This window comes from Paenibacillus sp. cl130 (assembly GCF_900116035.1).
Taxonomy (GTDB): Bacteria; Bacillota; Bacilli; order Paenibacillales; family Paenibacillaceae; genus Paenibacillus; species Paenibacillus polymyxa_B.
Genome location: NZ_FOYG01000004.1, coordinates 414862 through 431316, shown reverse-complemented (window position 1 = coordinate 431316; position 16455 = coordinate 414862). Strand labels below are relative to the sequence as shown.

Annotated in this window: 13 protein-coding genes and 1 riboswitch; of the genes, 9 read left to right on the top strand and 4 right to left on the bottom strand. The window is 47.5% G+C overall.

What is annotated here, in order from left to right; translation table 11 throughout:
* Positions 1-41: 41 nt before the first annotated feature.
* Entirely contained in the window at positions 42-1676 is a 1635-nt protein-coding gene (locus BM358_RS14290) for a spore germination protein (protein WP_028540756.1), read from the bottom strand.
* Positions 1677-1900: 224 nt separating this feature from the next.
* Here BM358_RS14290 and BM358_RS14280 point away from each other — a divergent pair, with 224 nt between their 5' ends.
* Entirely contained in the window at positions 1901-2992 is a 1092-nt protein-coding gene (locus tag BM358_RS14280; protein WP_023990814.1) for a GGDEF domain-containing protein, read from the top strand.
* Positions 2993-3059: 67 nt separating this feature from the next.
* Here BM358_RS14280 and BM358_RS14275 read toward each other — a convergent pair whose 3' ends face one another.
* Together BM358_RS14275 and BM358_RS14270 are read right to left on the bottom strand one after the other, a co-directional pair.
* The gene (locus BM358_RS14275) at positions 3060-3533 is read right to left on the bottom strand and encodes an Rrf2 family transcriptional regulator (RefSeq protein ID WP_013312437.1); all 474 of its coding nucleotides are present in this window, start codon (positions 3531-3533) and stop codon (positions 3060-3062) included.
* A gap of 66 nt (positions 3534-3599) precedes the next feature.
* Positions 3600-6542, bottom strand: coding sequence for a glycoside hydrolase family 3 protein (locus BM358_RS14270; protein ID WP_028540757.1), 2943 nt, complete (start codon positions 6540-6542; stop codon positions 3600-3602).
* Between the two features lie 234 nt (positions 6543-6776).
* Between BM358_RS14270 and BM358_RS14265 the strand changes: the two genes are divergently transcribed.
* From BM358_RS14265 to metE, 4 genes are all read left to right on the top strand, one after another.
* Positions 6777-7247, top strand: coding sequence for an AbrB/MazE/SpoVT family DNA-binding domain-containing protein (locus BM358_RS14265; protein ID WP_023990816.1), 471 nt, complete (start codon positions 6777-6779; stop codon positions 7245-7247).
* A 291-nt stretch (positions 7248-7538) separates the two neighbouring features.
* Entirely contained in the window at positions 7539-9488 is a 1950-nt protein-coding gene (locus BM358_RS14260; RefSeq protein WP_028540758.1) for an anaerobic ribonucleoside triphosphate reductase, read from the top strand.
* Positions 9485-9982: an anaerobic ribonucleoside-triphosphate reductase activating protein gene (gene nrdG, locus BM358_RS14255; protein ID WP_023990818.1), complete on the top strand. Its 498-nt coding sequence runs from the start codon at positions 9485-9487 to the stop codon at positions 9980-9982. Before BM358_RS14260 ends, nrdG begins: the two co-directional genes overlap by 4 nt.
* A 176-nt stretch (positions 9983-10158) precedes the next feature.
* Positions 10159-10355, top strand: a riboswitch (cobalamin riboswitch).
* A 159-nt stretch (positions 10356-10514) separates the two neighbouring features.
* Positions 10515-12833, top strand: coding sequence for a 5-methyltetrahydropteroyltriglutamate--homocysteine S-methyltransferase (gene metE, locus BM358_RS14250; protein ID WP_028540759.1), 2319 nt, complete (start codon positions 10515-10517; stop codon positions 12831-12833).
* Positions 12834-12920: 87 nt separating this feature from the next.
* On the opposite strand, the gene BM358_RS14245 is transcribed toward metE, so the two are convergent.
* Positions 12921-13454 (bottom strand): DUF6985 domain-containing protein, encoded by a 534-nt coding sequence (locus BM358_RS14245; RefSeq protein ID WP_023990820.1) that lies wholly within the window; start codon positions 13452-13454, stop codon positions 12921-12923.
* Positions 13455-13836: 382 nt separating this feature from the next.
* Here BM358_RS14245 and BM358_RS14240 point away from each other — a divergent pair, with 382 nt between their 5' ends.
* The 4 genes from BM358_RS14240 to BM358_RS14225 all read left to right on the top strand — a co-directional run bounded on the left by BM358_RS14240 (position 13837) and on the right by BM358_RS14225 (position 16406).
* The gene (locus BM358_RS14240; RefSeq protein WP_028540760.1) at positions 13837-14166 is read left to right on the top strand and encodes a PadR family transcriptional regulator; all 330 of its coding nucleotides are present in this window, start codon (positions 13837-13839) and stop codon (positions 14164-14166) included.
* Positions 14159-14710, top strand: coding sequence for a DUF1700 domain-containing protein (locus tag BM358_RS14235; protein WP_028540761.1), 552 nt, complete (start codon positions 14159-14161; stop codon positions 14708-14710). Before BM358_RS14240 ends, BM358_RS14235 begins: the two co-directional genes overlap by 8 nt.
* A gap of 4 nt (positions 14711-14714) precedes the next feature.
* On the top strand, positions 14715-15566 hold the full coding sequence (locus BM358_RS14230; RefSeq protein ID WP_028540762.1) for a DUF4097 family beta strand repeat-containing protein: 852 nt from the start codon (positions 14715-14717) through the stop codon (positions 15564-15566).
* Positions 15567-15686: 120 nt separating this feature from the next.
* The gene (locus tag BM358_RS14225; protein ID WP_023990824.1) at positions 15687-16406 is read left to right on the top strand and encodes a 3-ketoacyl-ACP reductase; all 720 of its coding nucleotides are present in this window, start codon (positions 15687-15689) and stop codon (positions 16404-16406) included.
* Positions 16407-16455 lie beyond the last annotated feature (49 nt).

The window sequence follows — 16455 nt, the reverse complement described above, 5'->3', positions numbered from 1 at the left end:
ACAGTCTCCCTATACTCCCCTTAAAGGTTACTGCCCTTTGTTCATTCCTCTTCCCCTGATACACCCTGATTGCCCCCCTCCTGCATCGGTGTGGTTTTATCAGAAGGGGAATTCCCGCTTCCATCCTTCATTCGTTTCTGGTTCTTAGACGTTATGCTTTTAGGACGTTTCTTCATCATCCAAAATGGGAGTCGCAATACGGCATCCTTTTGACTCTCCAGCACAAAAGGACTGAAAGGCGCCATGTAGGGCACCCCGAAGGAACTTAGACTGTTCATATGAGCAATCAACGCAATCAGCCCCAATGTAATGCCGTATAGCCCCATAAACGCTGACAGTATCATGAAAATAAACCGGCACAATCTCCCGGCCACTGCCATGTTATAGGCTGGGATTGCGAAACTGGCTATTCCTGTCAGGGCTACTATAATTGTGAGCAGCGGGGTGACGACTCCGGCTTCCACGGCCGCTTGACCCAACACAAGCGCACCAATAACGGATACCGTTTGACCACCCGCACGCGGCATTCGAATACCCGCCTCACGCAAAATCTCAAAGGTAATCTCCAAAATAAACGCCTCTAGAAATGCCGGAAAAGGAACGGATTCCCGCTGAGCCAATATGCTGATCAGTAGTGGAGTCGGTATCATTTCATAATGGTATGTTGTTAAGGCAATGTAGAGAGAAGGCCCCAGAATAAGAATAATGAAGCTGATATATCTAATGAGCCGAACAACAGTCGCCATATCGTAACGCTCTTCATAATCCGAAGAACTCTGAAAAAATTGGGCAAATATTGTAGGCATCACCAGTACAAACGGAGTCCCGTCTACAATGAGAGCCACTCGACCCTCCATAATATTGCTGCTAATGGTGTCCGGTCTTTCCGTGTTAAAAATCGTCGGGAATGGTGTAAAGTGATTTTCCTGTATCATCTCCTCAACCATGCCGGACTCAAATACAGCGTCAATATTGATGCTTTCTACCCGTTTACGAACCTCATCTACGACACGTGGATTTGCAATATTTTTCATGTAGAGCATGGCCACATTTGTGAGGGACGTGCTTCCCACTTGGAACATCTCCAGTGTAAGATCGGAGCTTTTAATCCGTCGCCGGACGAGAGAAATATTCGTGAACAGGGATTCTACAAATCCCTCTTTCGGTCCTCTGACGACTGTCTGTGTTGTTGGCTCGCTGACTGCGCGTGTCTCTCCCCCACGTGTGCCGCACGCAATGGCTTTTTCGCAGCCTTCCAATAGGATGATCGTGTCCCCCACTAACAGTTGTTCCATCATGGAATTCCAATCATCGCAGTCCTTCACTTCTCCTAGTGCAAGCGCATGACTCTGTATTCTTGCGTACAGCGCTTCTGCATTCTCCGCCTCAGCAGCCACTTCAGCAGATGGGCGGCTAAGCATGGATCTCATGATGAGTTCATTCACCGTATCCGTTTTAGCCATACTATCCAGAAACACAATAGCGGCGGGAACATCCGCCCTCAGCCCTAATTTAAAGCGGCGAATCAGAAAGTCTGGGCTATCTGATGTCAATTTCTTAATTTGCTGCAAGTTGGTTTCCAAACAAGTATCGATTTTTAAATAGCGCGGAGAATTTTCATTGTTCTTGCCCGCACCCGACTTTTTATTATGTTTGCGATAGGGATAGCGAATCATGAGCAAACCTCATCTCCAGTAAGGCAGCAATAGATACCGCCTATTTTTCCTTATTCTTGTATCTTTGGAGTATGCTCAATCTATTCCCAGTTATGCACCAAACACGTGAACGAAACGTTATAAGCGCATCAGCGTAATAAATTTCAATAAATTCTTCATTTTCAAGCTTAATGTCAGTTTTTTTGATAAAATGAAGAAATATGCCTCTCGGGAGGGTTAGCATCTTGTTCAGTACGTTTTTTGTAAATACCTGTATCCTTGTCACCTTTTTGTACATAACTGGCCTCATATCACAAAGATATAAAATCCGTCTGCACACCTTGAAGCGTAAGATACATTGGATCGGAGGCGGCCTTTTTGGGTGCTATGGCATTGTTATGATGTACTATTCAATTCCAGTAGGATTTAATACGATTGCCGATCTTCGTCATTTGGCCATCGTAGCTACCGCAACGTACATCGGCGCCCCAGCAACGCTCATGGCTACCCTATTTATATGTGTAGGTAGATTATTGCTGTTTGGTATCAACACTCAAGCCATCGTAGGCGCTATTTTTATGATGCTCGTTGGGCTGGGGTGCGCTTTATTGTCACATCTGTCCTGGTCACGTTTACCCAAGCTGATGATTATGAACGTTTTTGCTATGGGCATTATATTCTGTTCCCTTATGATTAATTTGAAGAATCTTGATGATGTTCTGCACGTTTATCCGCTCCAATTATTCATATCCATGATCGGCGGATGTCTTCTGTACCTCATTGCTGAATCTATCAACACATCCAATGAGCTATTACTTCGACTGGAGCATACCTCCTACACAGACCATCTCACTAATTTAAGCAACAGAAGACAGCTTGAGTTTTCATTGGAAGAGAAGCTCCCTCAAGCTCGTCAACGTCATGAGCACTTATCTGTACTGGTGTTGGATATTGATCACTTCAAGGAAGTCAACGACACCTATGGGCATGCGGCAGGAGATGCAGTGCTGCGCCAGCTTGGGCAGATTCTAATGGAAAAATGTCGTCCTAATGATGTAGTCACCCGCAGCGGGGGGGAAGAATTCACCGTGCTTTTGCCAAATTGTGCTTTTCGGCAAGCGTTGCGAATAGCTAATCAGATTCTTAGTGGAGTAAATCAGCACGAGTTTATTTTAGCGGATGGTCTTGTTCTTAAGGTCACGGTGTCCATCGGTGTGACGACATTTCCTGGTACCGGGGAAGATATGTCCGGGGCAGCCCTGTTGGAGCAGGCAGATAAAGCACTATACGAAGCTAAAAATGCAGGACGTAACCGGGTTTGCTCATATGAAACATAATTTGAGGCATGACCATTTCATAGAAATAGCCGATACAACCCTCTTTTGAGAGTCGTATCGGCTATTATCATTTTGAATCTTCATTATGATTGCATTTTCCCACCACGAGTGATGTACGATTGGCAAGCGAAGCCAGCGTATGGGACCCCCATACTTCCAGCATACGTCGTTCGCTCTCGGCTAAAATTTCGGATACGGCTATCGCCAACTCCTCACAAAAAGGATTGGTTTCCGGTTCATGCATCATACCCGGGAAAATCGGATCACATATTTCAATGGCGTGGTATATATCAGCAAGTGTAATATGGTCGGCCGAACGGGTAAGCACATAGCCTCCCTCACGACCTTCGCGTGCTGCAATCAAATCTGCCTGTACAAGTCGCGTCAGCACCCTGCGCACCAAAGTGACTTCGCAGTCAATGGAACGGGCAATAGAACCGCTGGCACAGAGTTCTCCGTGCTTTTCCAAATAGACAAGCGCCTTTACCGCCACCCCAAGCCATTTGGGCGTTGCGGTGCGTAGTCGTTTTTCACTATTCAAATGAGATGACACCCCTAAGCTGTAGAAACTTCGTTGAATGCATTGTACGTGATGTCAGAAGTAAGTTCAAGCCTGAAAGCCGGAATCCTCTGTAGCATTAGCGCCCAAAGTAAAATGAGCTAGCCGCACTTCCCCGCTCAACAACAGGTATACATCACGTGTGCCAGAGACTGAATGTACCGCTTCCGAAAGCGTAACCCATGCTTGCGCCCCTCCTGTATTGCCCACGTTCACACGTGCCACAGCTTCGCTGTCCGGTGCATCCAAACGCAACTCAATTGTGGCATCGCTACTGTTGCATGACACGCGACACTGAAGCTCGACCACACTCACCGTATCCATGTCTACGCCATGAAAGGCAATCCAACCGGAACGTTGAGGTGTGCGCGGACGTACACAGGCCTCCCTTTGCTCCTTGCTTTCATCCAGTACGATGTCGGAGCAATTATCAAAGTTTTCAGCGCGGATACTTCGTCCAGCTTGGCGTGGTGGAATAACTTCGCCACGAACGTACACAGGGTGCTCCAACCGGATATCCGCTGAGGAAGCGCCTGCCAGCAGTGTATATTCACCCGATTCAACGCAATAGCAATCCCGTGTAACATCCCAAATCGCCCAATCCTTCATCCGAATCGTAAAGGAAACCGTTCGCGTCTCACCTGCGTCTAAGCGAATACGTTGAAAACCGCACAATGTCTTCAGTGGTCGCTTTACTCGTGAGGCACCGGGCCGTACATAGAGTTGTACAACCTCTTCACCAGCAGCTACACCCCGATTCGTCACCTCTACCCACACCTGGAGCGTATCCACGGCATCCAGTGCAGCAATAGATTTTACGCTATCCTTTGGGGCATCCGTACGCAGGTCATTATATTCAAAAGGCGAATACGTCAATCCATGGCCAAACGGATACAAGGATTCACCTTCAAAATATTGATAGGTACGACCGCCGCGAATAATATCGTAATCTTTGATGTCGCCCAATTGATCCTCGCTCTGAACCCAGGTCATGTTCAAACGCCCCGCTGGCGCGTAATCTCCAAATAACACATCCGCTATTGCTGTACCATGCTCTTGTCCCGCATGAGACGTGTATACGATCGCTGGAATATGCTCCTGAACCCAAGGGATGGCAAATGGATAGCTGCCCGTCAGAACCACAATCGTATTCGGATTGACGCGATACACTTCCTCGATAAGCCGTTGCTGGGAAGCTGCCAGTTCCAAGCCTGGACGGTCATTCTCTTCCTTTCCATTGATGAGCGGGTGATTTCCAACAAATACAATTGCTGTATCTGCCGCTTGCGCAGCGGCTATCGCTTCCGCTAAACCATCTGACACCGTCTCTACCTGGAATGTTTGGCTCTGTCCTAAAACTGTCGAGGCGTTACTCTCTACAGCGTTAAGTGCAAATTTTTCAGCCTCCACTACCTTTAATGAGCCCTCCGTTCCGGCAATCACTGGTTTGCCATTCCATGTTGTCCACAGATGCTCTCCTTGTCCAACAGGAGTCAGCCCAAAGACCTCTTTGACATACCAGCCATACGCTTCATCAGCTGTAACACGGAGCGTTTCCTCATCACTCGTCACGTAAGTACCCAGATGCTCATCATGTAACGTCACACTGCCATAGCCCCAATCCGTCATGGTCAATACTGTGGGCTCTCCATCCTGGGACAGGCGCATCTCACCGGAAGAATCGACTGTGAGCTTCGCTCCGTCATTCACCGCCGTCAAGATCACGCGTTTCTTACCGTCACGGTACACGACGCGTTCCTTTGCGTCCTTGCCTTCCAGCTTGGCACGAATCGCCTCCAGCGGTGTAACCCGGTAGGGCAGCGTACCGGAATACCAGTCGCGGTACACCTCATTGCCATGCGTACCAATGACCGCTACTTTGCCACACCGGGCAGGGTTCAATGGCAAGAGTTCATGCTCATTTTTAAGCAGTACGATCTGCTCCCTCGCCGCACGCAACGACAATTCACGGGCTTGCTCTGTCATGAGAGCTTCCTCTCCGATTGAGGCATAAGGATTGTCTGCCGCCGGGTCGAATTCCCCCAAACGAAAACGGACACGAAACGTATGGAACAATGCCCGATCCAAGTCTTCTTCTTGTAGCGTTCCTTGCGCCAAGGCTTCACGAATCGCCTGTTTGGAGAGCTCCGCATCATCTGTAATGCTGTCAATTCCCGCCCGAATAGATTCGGCCACGCCAGGCGTATGGGAATCGTAATACTGATGATCGTTGACAATCCCCATGACATCACCCGCATCACTTACGACAAAGCCGTCCATCCCCCATTCGTCCCTGACAATATCGTTAACCCCATGATATAACGTAGCAGGCGTTCCATTAATCAGGTTGTAAGAAGTCATCATCGACTGGGCGCCGCCTTCTGTAAAAGGCTTCTCAAAGGCTCTTAAGTAATATTCTCGCAGATTTCGTGGGTCTATACTGGAGGAGCCGATTCCCCGGTCCACTTCATTGTTGTTACCCAGAAAATGTTTTAAAGTGGCAACCGCTTTCAAATATACCGGATGATCCCCCTGTATCCCCTTGACTAACTCCTTTGACAACTCTCCCGTCAAATACGGATCTTCGCCGTAAGCTTCCTCATTGCGTCCCCATCTCGGGTCACGCTCCATATCCACCGTAGGTGCCCACAGGGTCAGACCGTTTAATTTGGGATCACGACGATAGTAAACACGTGCCTCATCTGCGATAACAGAGCCGATGAGGCGCATTAATTCCGTATCCCAAGTACATGCCAATCCTACAGGCTGAGGAAATGAAGTCGCCTCACCTAACCACGCTATCCCGTGTGCCGCTTCCGTACCGTGCTTATAAGCTGCGACTCCCAACCGGTCAATGGCCGGCTGGTATTGCAACATGGATTCAACCTTTTCCTCCAAGGTTAGTCGCGAAACGAGATCCCGTACACGCTCATCCAGATGAATCTTCGGATCTTGAAATAAATATTCGATACCCGTTGTTTCATGACTCATATCCGTCATCTCCTTAGCTTAATTAAGATGATAAAAAGTACTTTTATGAAAGCGTTTTAATATATCATAGCTAAAAAGGGGTACCCCGGCAACAATACCGAAAACATCCTATACTATTTGAAAGAGAGACCGCAGCATAAAGACAAAAAAAGTTGTATTTTACCTTCAATATACAAAGCTAAAAATAATATTTTTCGGTATAATCAGGATATATCACTGAAGGAGGAAGCGCTAATGAAAAATACCGGAATGACAAGGCCTCTGGATCAATTGGGGCGGATTGTACTCCCTAAGGAAATGCGCACTACAATGGATATCAATATCGGTGATTCACTTGAATTTTTCGTAGATGAAGAAGGGTTTGTACTAAGAAAATACACCGGTGTCTCCTGCAAATTTTGCGGCGCAGTGGATCATTTAACTTATTTTCGCGACAGCTTTATTTGCGCAGAGTGCATCCAGGTATTAAAGACCGATGAAAATGTGCATGCCACAAGCACCGATGCTATCCAGGCTCAAGAAGATTCTAAGCCGACCCGAACCAATACAACCTGGCAACCCAAGCAATCTAGAGTGCAGCAAGGTGAAATGGTAAAAAAGCTACGCAAGCTGATTCAGGAACACCCGAACCTGCCACAAAAAGTATATGCCGAAATGCTAGATATTTCCCAAGGCCGGGTGTCCCAGTTGAAAAAGCTACTCTAAACCTTCCCAAAACAATATCCCAAGATCATATACTATGTACTCGCAAGCCTATCATTTTCATCGCAACTACGATGGCCAGATATAGAGTAAGGTGCATATCCGCGGATGTGTCCCTTACTCTGTATCTGGCTTTTTTATGCTGCCCGCTCCTACCAATGTGACAATAGTCACATACTCTCAATGTATACGTATATACAATATATAGATCGAAACAATTGGTTAACACAAGATATCATCAATATGTTGTTTTTGTGAAAAATATATATATTTTACTATATGGAGGGTTTTACGATGAAGGTGCTGGAGGAACATCAATTATACGACATCGGCGAGCGGGTCATTGGGGCACAAGATCTGGACATGCTGCGGGAGAATGCAAATTTGAATGGAGAATCGTTCAGCGGCAAAATGAGCAAGCTTGGGTCCGAGTATGCCAAATGGTATGCGCGCCTGCGGGTACTTCCGCCTGAACTGACGAACGCGATTGACCACGGATATGTATATGTTCACGATTTGGACCAATATGCGCTCGGAACTACGAATTGTATCTTTATCCCTTTTGGTCGTTTACTGCGAGACGGCTTCAATACAGGCAACGGCTCTGTGCGCACACCGCAAACGATTATGTCCGCTATGGCACTGGTCGCCATTATTTTCCAATCTCAGCAAAACAGCCAATTCGGAGGTGTCTCCGCCAACAAAATAGATTGGGACCTTGCCCCATACGTTGCCCGGTCCTTCCGCAAACATCTGCGCAAAGGACTTCGGTTGTTCGAGGAAGAGATAGAATCCCATCTGTCTGACGACGAACTACATATGGCCAATCCCCATTTGCAAGAAGTCTGCCCTCGTTCATACGCATTCGCACGCGAAGAAACGGAAACGGAAACCCGGCAGGCTGCTGAATCGCTCATTCATAACCTGAACACCATGAGCAGTCGGGCAGGTGGACAGATTCCATTCACTTCACTGAATTACGGAATGTGCACGTCTGCTGAAGGACGGCTTGTTACTCAATCGCTGCTGGAGGCCACTATTCGCGGCTTGGGCAGCGGGGAAACTCCTATTTTTCCGCAGCATATTTTCCAATGCAAAGAGGGAATCAACCAGGCAGAAGGCGACATCAATTATGATTTGTTCTTACGGGCGGTAGAATGCTCTAGCAGACGGATGTATCCCAATTTTGTGAATGTGGATGCCACCTTCAACTTGCCTTTTTACCGTGCTGATGACCCGGATACCATTATAGCGACAATGGGTTGCCGTACCCGCACCATTTCTGACCGTTTCGGTAGAAACCGGCAGAGTGGCAAGGGAAATCTCTCCTTCAATACCATTAATCTGGTGCGGCTTGGGATTGAGTATGGTATTTGCACAGGCAAACGCCTGACACCTGACCGTGATCGCTTTGATGCGAGACTGGAAGAAGTTATGCGCATTGCGGTGGATGGCCTAATCCATCGCTATCAAATCCAGACCAGCCAGCCGGCCAAAGCTTCGGACTTTATGATGCGCGAAGGGGTATGGGAAGGTGGAGAAGAACTGGCGCCAGATGATAAGGTGGGAAGCGTACTAAAGCACGGTACGCTTTCGATCGGGTTCATCGGGCTGGCTGAGTGCATGAAGGCACTATACGGGAAACACCACGGGGAGGATGATTTCGTATACCGCGAGGCACAGCGAATCATCACTTCCATGCGCGTGTATTGCGATCGAATGAGTGAATATCACAATTTAAATATTACATTGTTCGCTACGCCTGCCGAAGGTCTGTCGGGCAAGTTCACATTGCTGGATCAACGTGATTTCGGGATTATCCCTGAGGTAAATGATCGAGAATATTACACGAATTCTTTTCATATTCCCGTGTATTATACGCTCCCGGCTGCTCGTAAAATCAGCTTGGAAGCTCCGTTCCATAACCTCTGCAACGCTGGTGCGATTTCATACATCGAGCTGGATGGTAACGCGCGGAATAACCCGGATGCGTTTCTTAAAATTGTTCAGTACGCGCTGCATCAGAACATCGGCTATTTCTCTATCAACCACCCGGTGGATCGTTGTACGGAATGTGGTTATGAAGGGATTATCGGGACAAGCTGCCCCCAATGCGGCACAGATGAGGAGCATACACACTTTCAGCGCTTACGTCGGGTAACCGGATATCTGACAGGAGATTATACCGTTCGCTTTAATGCTGCAAAACAGGCAGAAGTTCGAGACCGGGTGAAACATAAGTGAATTTGTGTGGCTACATTCCGGAATCTCTGAACGAAGGATACGGCCTGCGCACTGTCGTGTTTATTAGCGGTTGCCGTCATGCCTGTCCCGGATGCTTTAATCCAGCGTCGTGGAGCTTCCGTGCAGGTGAGCCATTTACACCCCAACGACAACAGGAAGTCATTCGTGACATCATGGATAATCCGTTGTTGGACGGACTGACTCTCTGCGGGGGAGATCCGTTTTTCTCAGCAGCAGAATGCTCGCAATTTGTGCGTGACTTCCGCGAGGCCTGTCCCGACCGAACCGTGTGGGCTTATACTGGCTTTGTCTATGAAGATTTACTCACAGATCAGGAGCGACAGGAGCTAGCGCTTTTGTGCGATGTGATTGTGGATGGTCGTTTTGTAGAACAGCAAAAGGACCTGACCCTTCCCTTCCGGGGCAGTCGCAACCAGCGTCTGGTAGATGTAAAAGCCAGTATTCAGGCAGGCTATACCGTTTCATTGGCTTAACGCGAAGTTTACCCGGCAAGATGCTATATATCTAAGACAAGTCCCCATCATGGGTAAGGCTTGTCTTTTTTTCATATAGCTAACTGTTTCCATTGGAGTTTCTATTGCGCATCCTGTAAGTTTCACTTATGATGGTGAACAAGTATACGAGTGCATAATTATTCGTCATACCTTAACCGTATAGCTTGGAGATAGGTGTCTGTTCTATTCAGATCAGGCTTAAAAGGGAAGCCGGTGCAAATCCGGCACGGTCCCGCCACTGTAAACGGGGAACTTTCAGCTGTTCATATATCCACTGGTCCACAGACCGGGAAGGAATGCTGAGAGTCATGATCCGTAAGTCAGGAGACCTGCCTATTTTAACAACATCGCAAGTACCTACGGAAGATAGGGAGGTGTTAAGAGCAGTCGCCGTATTTTTGATTTTTTAATCACGGAGGCATTCTTTCCCCTACTTATTTTTAACTCTGGGGGAAGAATGCCTTTTTTGGTACGTAAAAATAAAACAGCTACCCACTAGGAGGAAAAGTACATGTCCATTATTGAATGGCCTGAATTGTCCGGCTTGATTAGCAGTAATCTGGGATATCCGCGTATCGGCGAAAACCGGGAATGGAAGAAAGCACTGGAACGCTTCTGGGACGGCAGCATTAACGAAAGCGAACTGCAGACGGAGATGAAAAGATTACGGTTGGAGCATCTGAGCAAGCAGCGTGACAAGGGGATTGATCGCATTCCTGTCGGAGACTTCTCCTATTACGATCACATGCTGGATACATCTGTAATGTTCGGTCTGGTACCCGAACGGTTCAACCATCGTCCCGCAGGTCCGGTTCCTCTGTCCGTGTATTTTGGGATCGCTCGTGGACAGAAGGGAGCAACCGCCAGTGAAATGACCAAATGGATGAATACCAATTATCACTACATCGTTCCTGAATTGGCAAACGCAGTCCCGGTGTTCACTGAAAATAAACCCTTACAGGCTTATCGTGAAGCAAAACAAGAACTAGGCATTGATGGGAAACCGGTCCTCATCGGCCCCTATTCATTCGTTACCTTATCCAAAGGCTATGATCGTAAGGATTTGGCCACCATCGTACGAAGCTTCCTGCCACTGTACACCCGTATCCTGTCTGAACTAGCGGCAGAAGGCGTTCAGTGGGTCCAAATCGATGAACCTGTCCTAACCACCTCATTCCCGGCAGAGGATTTGGACATTATTCAGGAAGTCTATGAAGCTTTGACTCAAGCTGCGCCCTCCTTGAATATAATGCTGCAAACCTACTTTGGCAGCCTGGACCATTATGAGCGTCTGTCCGCACTTCCGGTACAGGGATTGGGTCTTGATTTTGTGTATGATGATGGCGAAAATCTTCAGCATATATTGCAGCATGGCTTCCCTAAAGGAAAAACGCTGGGCGCTGGGGTTATTGACGGGCGCAATATATGGCGAAGCGACCTGAACGCTGTGGCTGCCCTGCTGGGTCAGTTAGCAGAACAAACCACTGCCGCACAGCTTATCGTACAGCCATCATGCAGTCTGCTGCATGTGCCAGTCAGTCTGGAGGCAGAGCACAAGCTGGACAAGGAGCTGGTGCAAGCGCTGGCCTTTGCCGATGAAAAGCTGGAGGAAATCGCCGTCCTGACGGCTGCACTTGGCAAACACGATCCTTCCGCACTCGCCAAGCTTGAGCAAAGTGCGGATGCGGTAGCCCGTTTCAACAGTTCAGCGGCACGCGTACAGACAGCTGCCGATCTGGCCGACCTGTTGGCAAAAGAGCCTCTGTCACGCAGCGTTCCTTTCGCCGAGCGTCGTGAGATTCAGCAAAATAAGCTGAAGTTGCCTCCACTGCCTACGACGACCATTGGTAGCTTCCCGCAAACCGCCGAGATCCGCAAGGCCCGCCTGCACTATCGCAAAGGAGAATGGTCAGCCGAGCAATACCGGGCGTTCATCCAACAGCAAATTAAGGAATGGATTGATATTCAAGAGGACATTGGCATTGACGTGCTTGTTCATGGAGAATTTGAGCGGACCGATATGGTTGAATTTTTTGGCGAAAAGCTGAACGGCTTTGCTTTTACGCAAAACGGATGGGTGCAGTCCTACGGCTCCCGCTGTGTTAAACCGCCGATTATATACGGAGACGTTTCCTTCGATCAGCCCATGACCGTGGAAGAAACGGCATTCGCCCAATCGTTAACTTCCAAGCCTGTTAAGGGAATGCTTACAGGCCCTGTGACCATTTTGAACTGGTCTTTTGAACGTAACGATATTCCTCGTAGTCAAGTTGCTTTACAGTTGGCTCTGGCATTACGGGCAGAGGTAGAGGCACTGGAACAAGCGGGCATCGGCATGATTCAGGTCGATGAGCCTGCAATTCGTGAAGGGCTTCCACTGAAAAAAGAACAACAGCAAGCCTATCTGGACTGGGCGGTTCAAGCCTTCCTTGTGACCACGGCCACCGTTGAACCTGCGACCCAAATCCATACGCACATGTGCTATTCCGAATTTCAGCATATGATTCAGTCCATCTCCGATATGGATGCCGACGTCATATCTATTGAAACTTCGCGAAGTCACGGAGAACTGATTGTCAGCTTTGAAGATCAGGTATACGACAAGGGCATCGGTCTGGGCGTGTACGATATCCACAGTCCGCGCATCCCCGATGTATCTGAAATGCTAAGCATGATCCAGCGTGCTCTGCGCGTACTGCCATCAGATTTGTTCTGGGTTAATCCGGACTGTGGTCTGAAAACCCGCACCAAGGAGGAATCTATCGCCGCCTTGCGACTAATGGTACAAGCGGCTCAAGCAGCCCGGGCTGCATTGGCTGTATCCAACTAATCTTTTTATCGTATCGAATCGCACCATCATTTCACCATATCCTATTCCCCTTTCCGGCCCTTTTTGGTAAAAGCCGGGAAGGGGGATTTATTCTAGGTCATATAATGTATAAACGCCTTGAATATGCTCCATTTTCATCTGCTTCATATGTACGCCTAAGCCATGTTCTTGATCCCAGGAGCAACTAAAATTCAAATACAGTTCATCCTTTGCCGATGAGTCGGAAATCAGTATAGACACAAGCTGTATTCGATCCAGCAATTGTTCCGGCCGCTCCACATAAGGCGCATATTCATCTGGGTCCTCTCCCCATATACTGTAAGCATTCCGGTACTTTTCCACTATGCCAGCATAATGATGGTGTATGGACTCCAACACTTGAGGATGAATAGCTGACGAATATTCCATATACTGCTCCCATGTGTTTTTTTGCAACTGTGTAGGTTCTTCTATAGTCTGTGCCTGTTCTTCGGAGTCAGCCCCCACGATAAATTCGACTTCTACTTCCGAGGGCTGCCCGCAAAAATTAAGATGTACTACACCACGCAGAACAATCTCCTCAGATACATCCCAAGACTCATCATCCTGTTCCAGTTCCATATACCAATTTTTCCAATCCACCCTTTACCCACCTCTTCATAAAAAGTAATATTTAACCCTATTGAATACTTTACAATCTATCATTTTAATGAATGAAATTAAAGTAGCATCCTATTTGTGCTTCCAGCCATATTTCGAGTAATTTCCAAATAAAAATACTTTTTTCTACAACATTCGCTATTCAATAAAGCCTTCAAGAAAGAAAATCTGCCCATTTCGGCACAAATATTTTATTATTAAAAATTTAGTACCTTGCATTAATCAGTACATGATGTTAAATTGTACCTGACTACTGTTCTATAATTAGTACCCGTGACAAATTATGCACAAACACACGTTTCTTCCCCTTATTCCGAACGACACCTATGAATTATTGATAACATCCAGGAAGGGAGCACCGCTCGTGAATGTGAACATCCAATTCAAAAAAGGGGTACTGGAACTGTGCGTTCTAGTTCTAATTGGACGCAGAGACCGTTATGGCTACGAGTTGGCTCAAGCCGTCTCCCGTCATATTGAAGTAGCTGAGGGAGCCCTATATCCACTACTTCGCCGTCTGGTATCAGAAGGATACTGCACAACGTATTTACAGGAATCGACCGAGGGACCTCCCCGCAAATATTATCGGCTGACTGATACTGGAAGCAATTATACAAGAATACTTACGCGGGAATGGAATGATTTTGTCCATCATGTCGCAAGCCTACTGGAGGAAGGGAATTCCGATGAATAGAAAACAGTTTCTTACAGAGGTAGAGCAGCTTCTTTCTCCTCTCCCTGCAGAGGTACGCAATGAGCTGCTTAGTGATTTGAGCCAGCATTTTGACTACGGGTTGGTTAATGGCAAAAGCGAAAGTGAGATTGCCAATGAACTGGGTAACCCGGAGGATATTGCCCGAGAAGCGTTGGATGATCCCAATGCAGCCTGGAACGCTTCTCCTCCGCTTCGTCAGGGAAGCTTCGCACGCAATCTTTTTACTTTCTTAGGGCTGCTGTTTCTCAATTTGCTAATCTCCATCCCGATTATGGCTACCCTATGGGCAGTATGGGCTTCATTGACCGTGCTATCGGTCAGCTTCATTGCAGCCCCCCTTCTCGCCGTTACTGATTATGCACTAAACAGCACCTTTTACCCGGCCAAATTCTTTTTCTCTATCACGTTGACGGGTATAGGTCTATTGCTGCTGCCTGGAGTACGTTATCTCCTACTCCTTATGGTCAAGGGCACAGTACGATACTGGAAATGGAATCAGACTACCCTGAGGGGAGCTTACTAACAACATGAATAAAAAGTGGTTTATTGCAGCAGGTCTGTGCATTGTCATCGGCGCAGCCGGAATGGTGGCCTACGGTGCCCCATGGAGTCAACAAGTCATGAAGGAAACAACTGCGATTAACAAAAAATGGACGTTCACACGTGGTCAGCTACAGAAGCTGAAAGTGGACAGTTCTGATGATGTCTCTATTTTGTTTACTCCTGGCTCTGGCGACCAAGGTACGATACGCATTAGTGGAGAAGTTCAGACAAAGGTAGCCGACCAAATTCATAATGCCCGAATTGAGAACGGTAAGCTTACGATTCAATCGGAGCCGGCCGCTTCCTTGTCATTCCTTTCGATCACCCCTGATGTGGATCAAACGATTACCGTAGAGATGCCCTCCGGCGAAACACTAACTGACCTACAGGTAGATGCACATTCAGGGAATGTAAAACTTCAAGATGCCTCCGTGCAGAATACTTCCATCACCGCTACTTCAGGCACTGCCGAGATTACAAACCTCCAAAGTACCCACCTGATCGCAAATTTAACATCCGGCAATTTTACAGCCAGTCAGCTTGCAGCAGATATGGAGTTGAAGCTTACTTCAGGCGATGTTACCATCCGCGATTATAGCGGTAATGGCCTTATTTCCCTAACCTCAGGGGAGACAAATATTACACAACGTGCCGTAGCCAACTTGGAAGTGAATGCTGATTCTGGTGACGTGAAGATTAAACAAGCTCCCGATTTTAAAGGTGTTTATAATGTCCACTCTGACTCTGGGAGTATAGATACTCCCGAATCTGTTCCCGGTAGTGTGAACGTGATAAAGGTAGAAACCACCTCAGGGGATATTAATATTTCCAAATAGGAGACCTCTAGATGAATACCTCATCAGAGGCGAAGTTTGGTTCAATGAGTTTAACCTTGTATAATGTAACCATGTGCTCACATGCACAACCACGTTATGGAGTGAAAAGGAGGAGACTGGATGGAACTTAAGAATAAAACAGCCATTATTACAGGAGCCAGCAAAGGAATCGGTAAAGCAATTGCCGAAACTTTAGCTAAGGAAGGCGTTAACCTGGGATTAATCTCACGAACATTGACTGACCTGCAAAAGCTGCAGGATTCGCTGGGGAGTACATACGGTGTGAAAGTGGTGAGTGCTGTTGCAGATATATCGGATCGCACACAGGCCGCTGCCGCTGTAGCTTCACTGGAACATGAGCTGGGCGCTGTCGATATTTTGATCAACAATGCAGGCATTGCTACCTTTGGCACAGTCGCAGATATGGACCCCGAAGAGTGGGAACGTATTATTCGCGTAAACCTGATGGGAACCTACTATGTCACACATGCTGCTCTTCCAAGCATGCTGGCACAAAAAAGCGGAAACATTATTAATATCTCCTCGACGGCAGGAGAACGAGGTTTTGCAACAGGCTCGGCATATTGCGCATCCAAATTTGCTTTGATGGGCTTCACGGAAGCACTGATGCAGGAAGTTCGCAAATCTAACATTCGCGTCATCGCGCTGACTCCAAGTACTGTCAATACAGAACTGGCGGCAAACGCAGGATTGCCTATTGGTGATGAGGATCGCATGCTTCAACCGCAGGATTTGGCCGATCTGACATTAGCCGCATTGAAACTGCCTCCACGGGTTCAATTAAAAGTAGCCGGTATTTGGACAACCAACCCACAGTAATTCGACATGACATCTTAGATTCATTGGCTGTACAATGCTCCGGCAGACG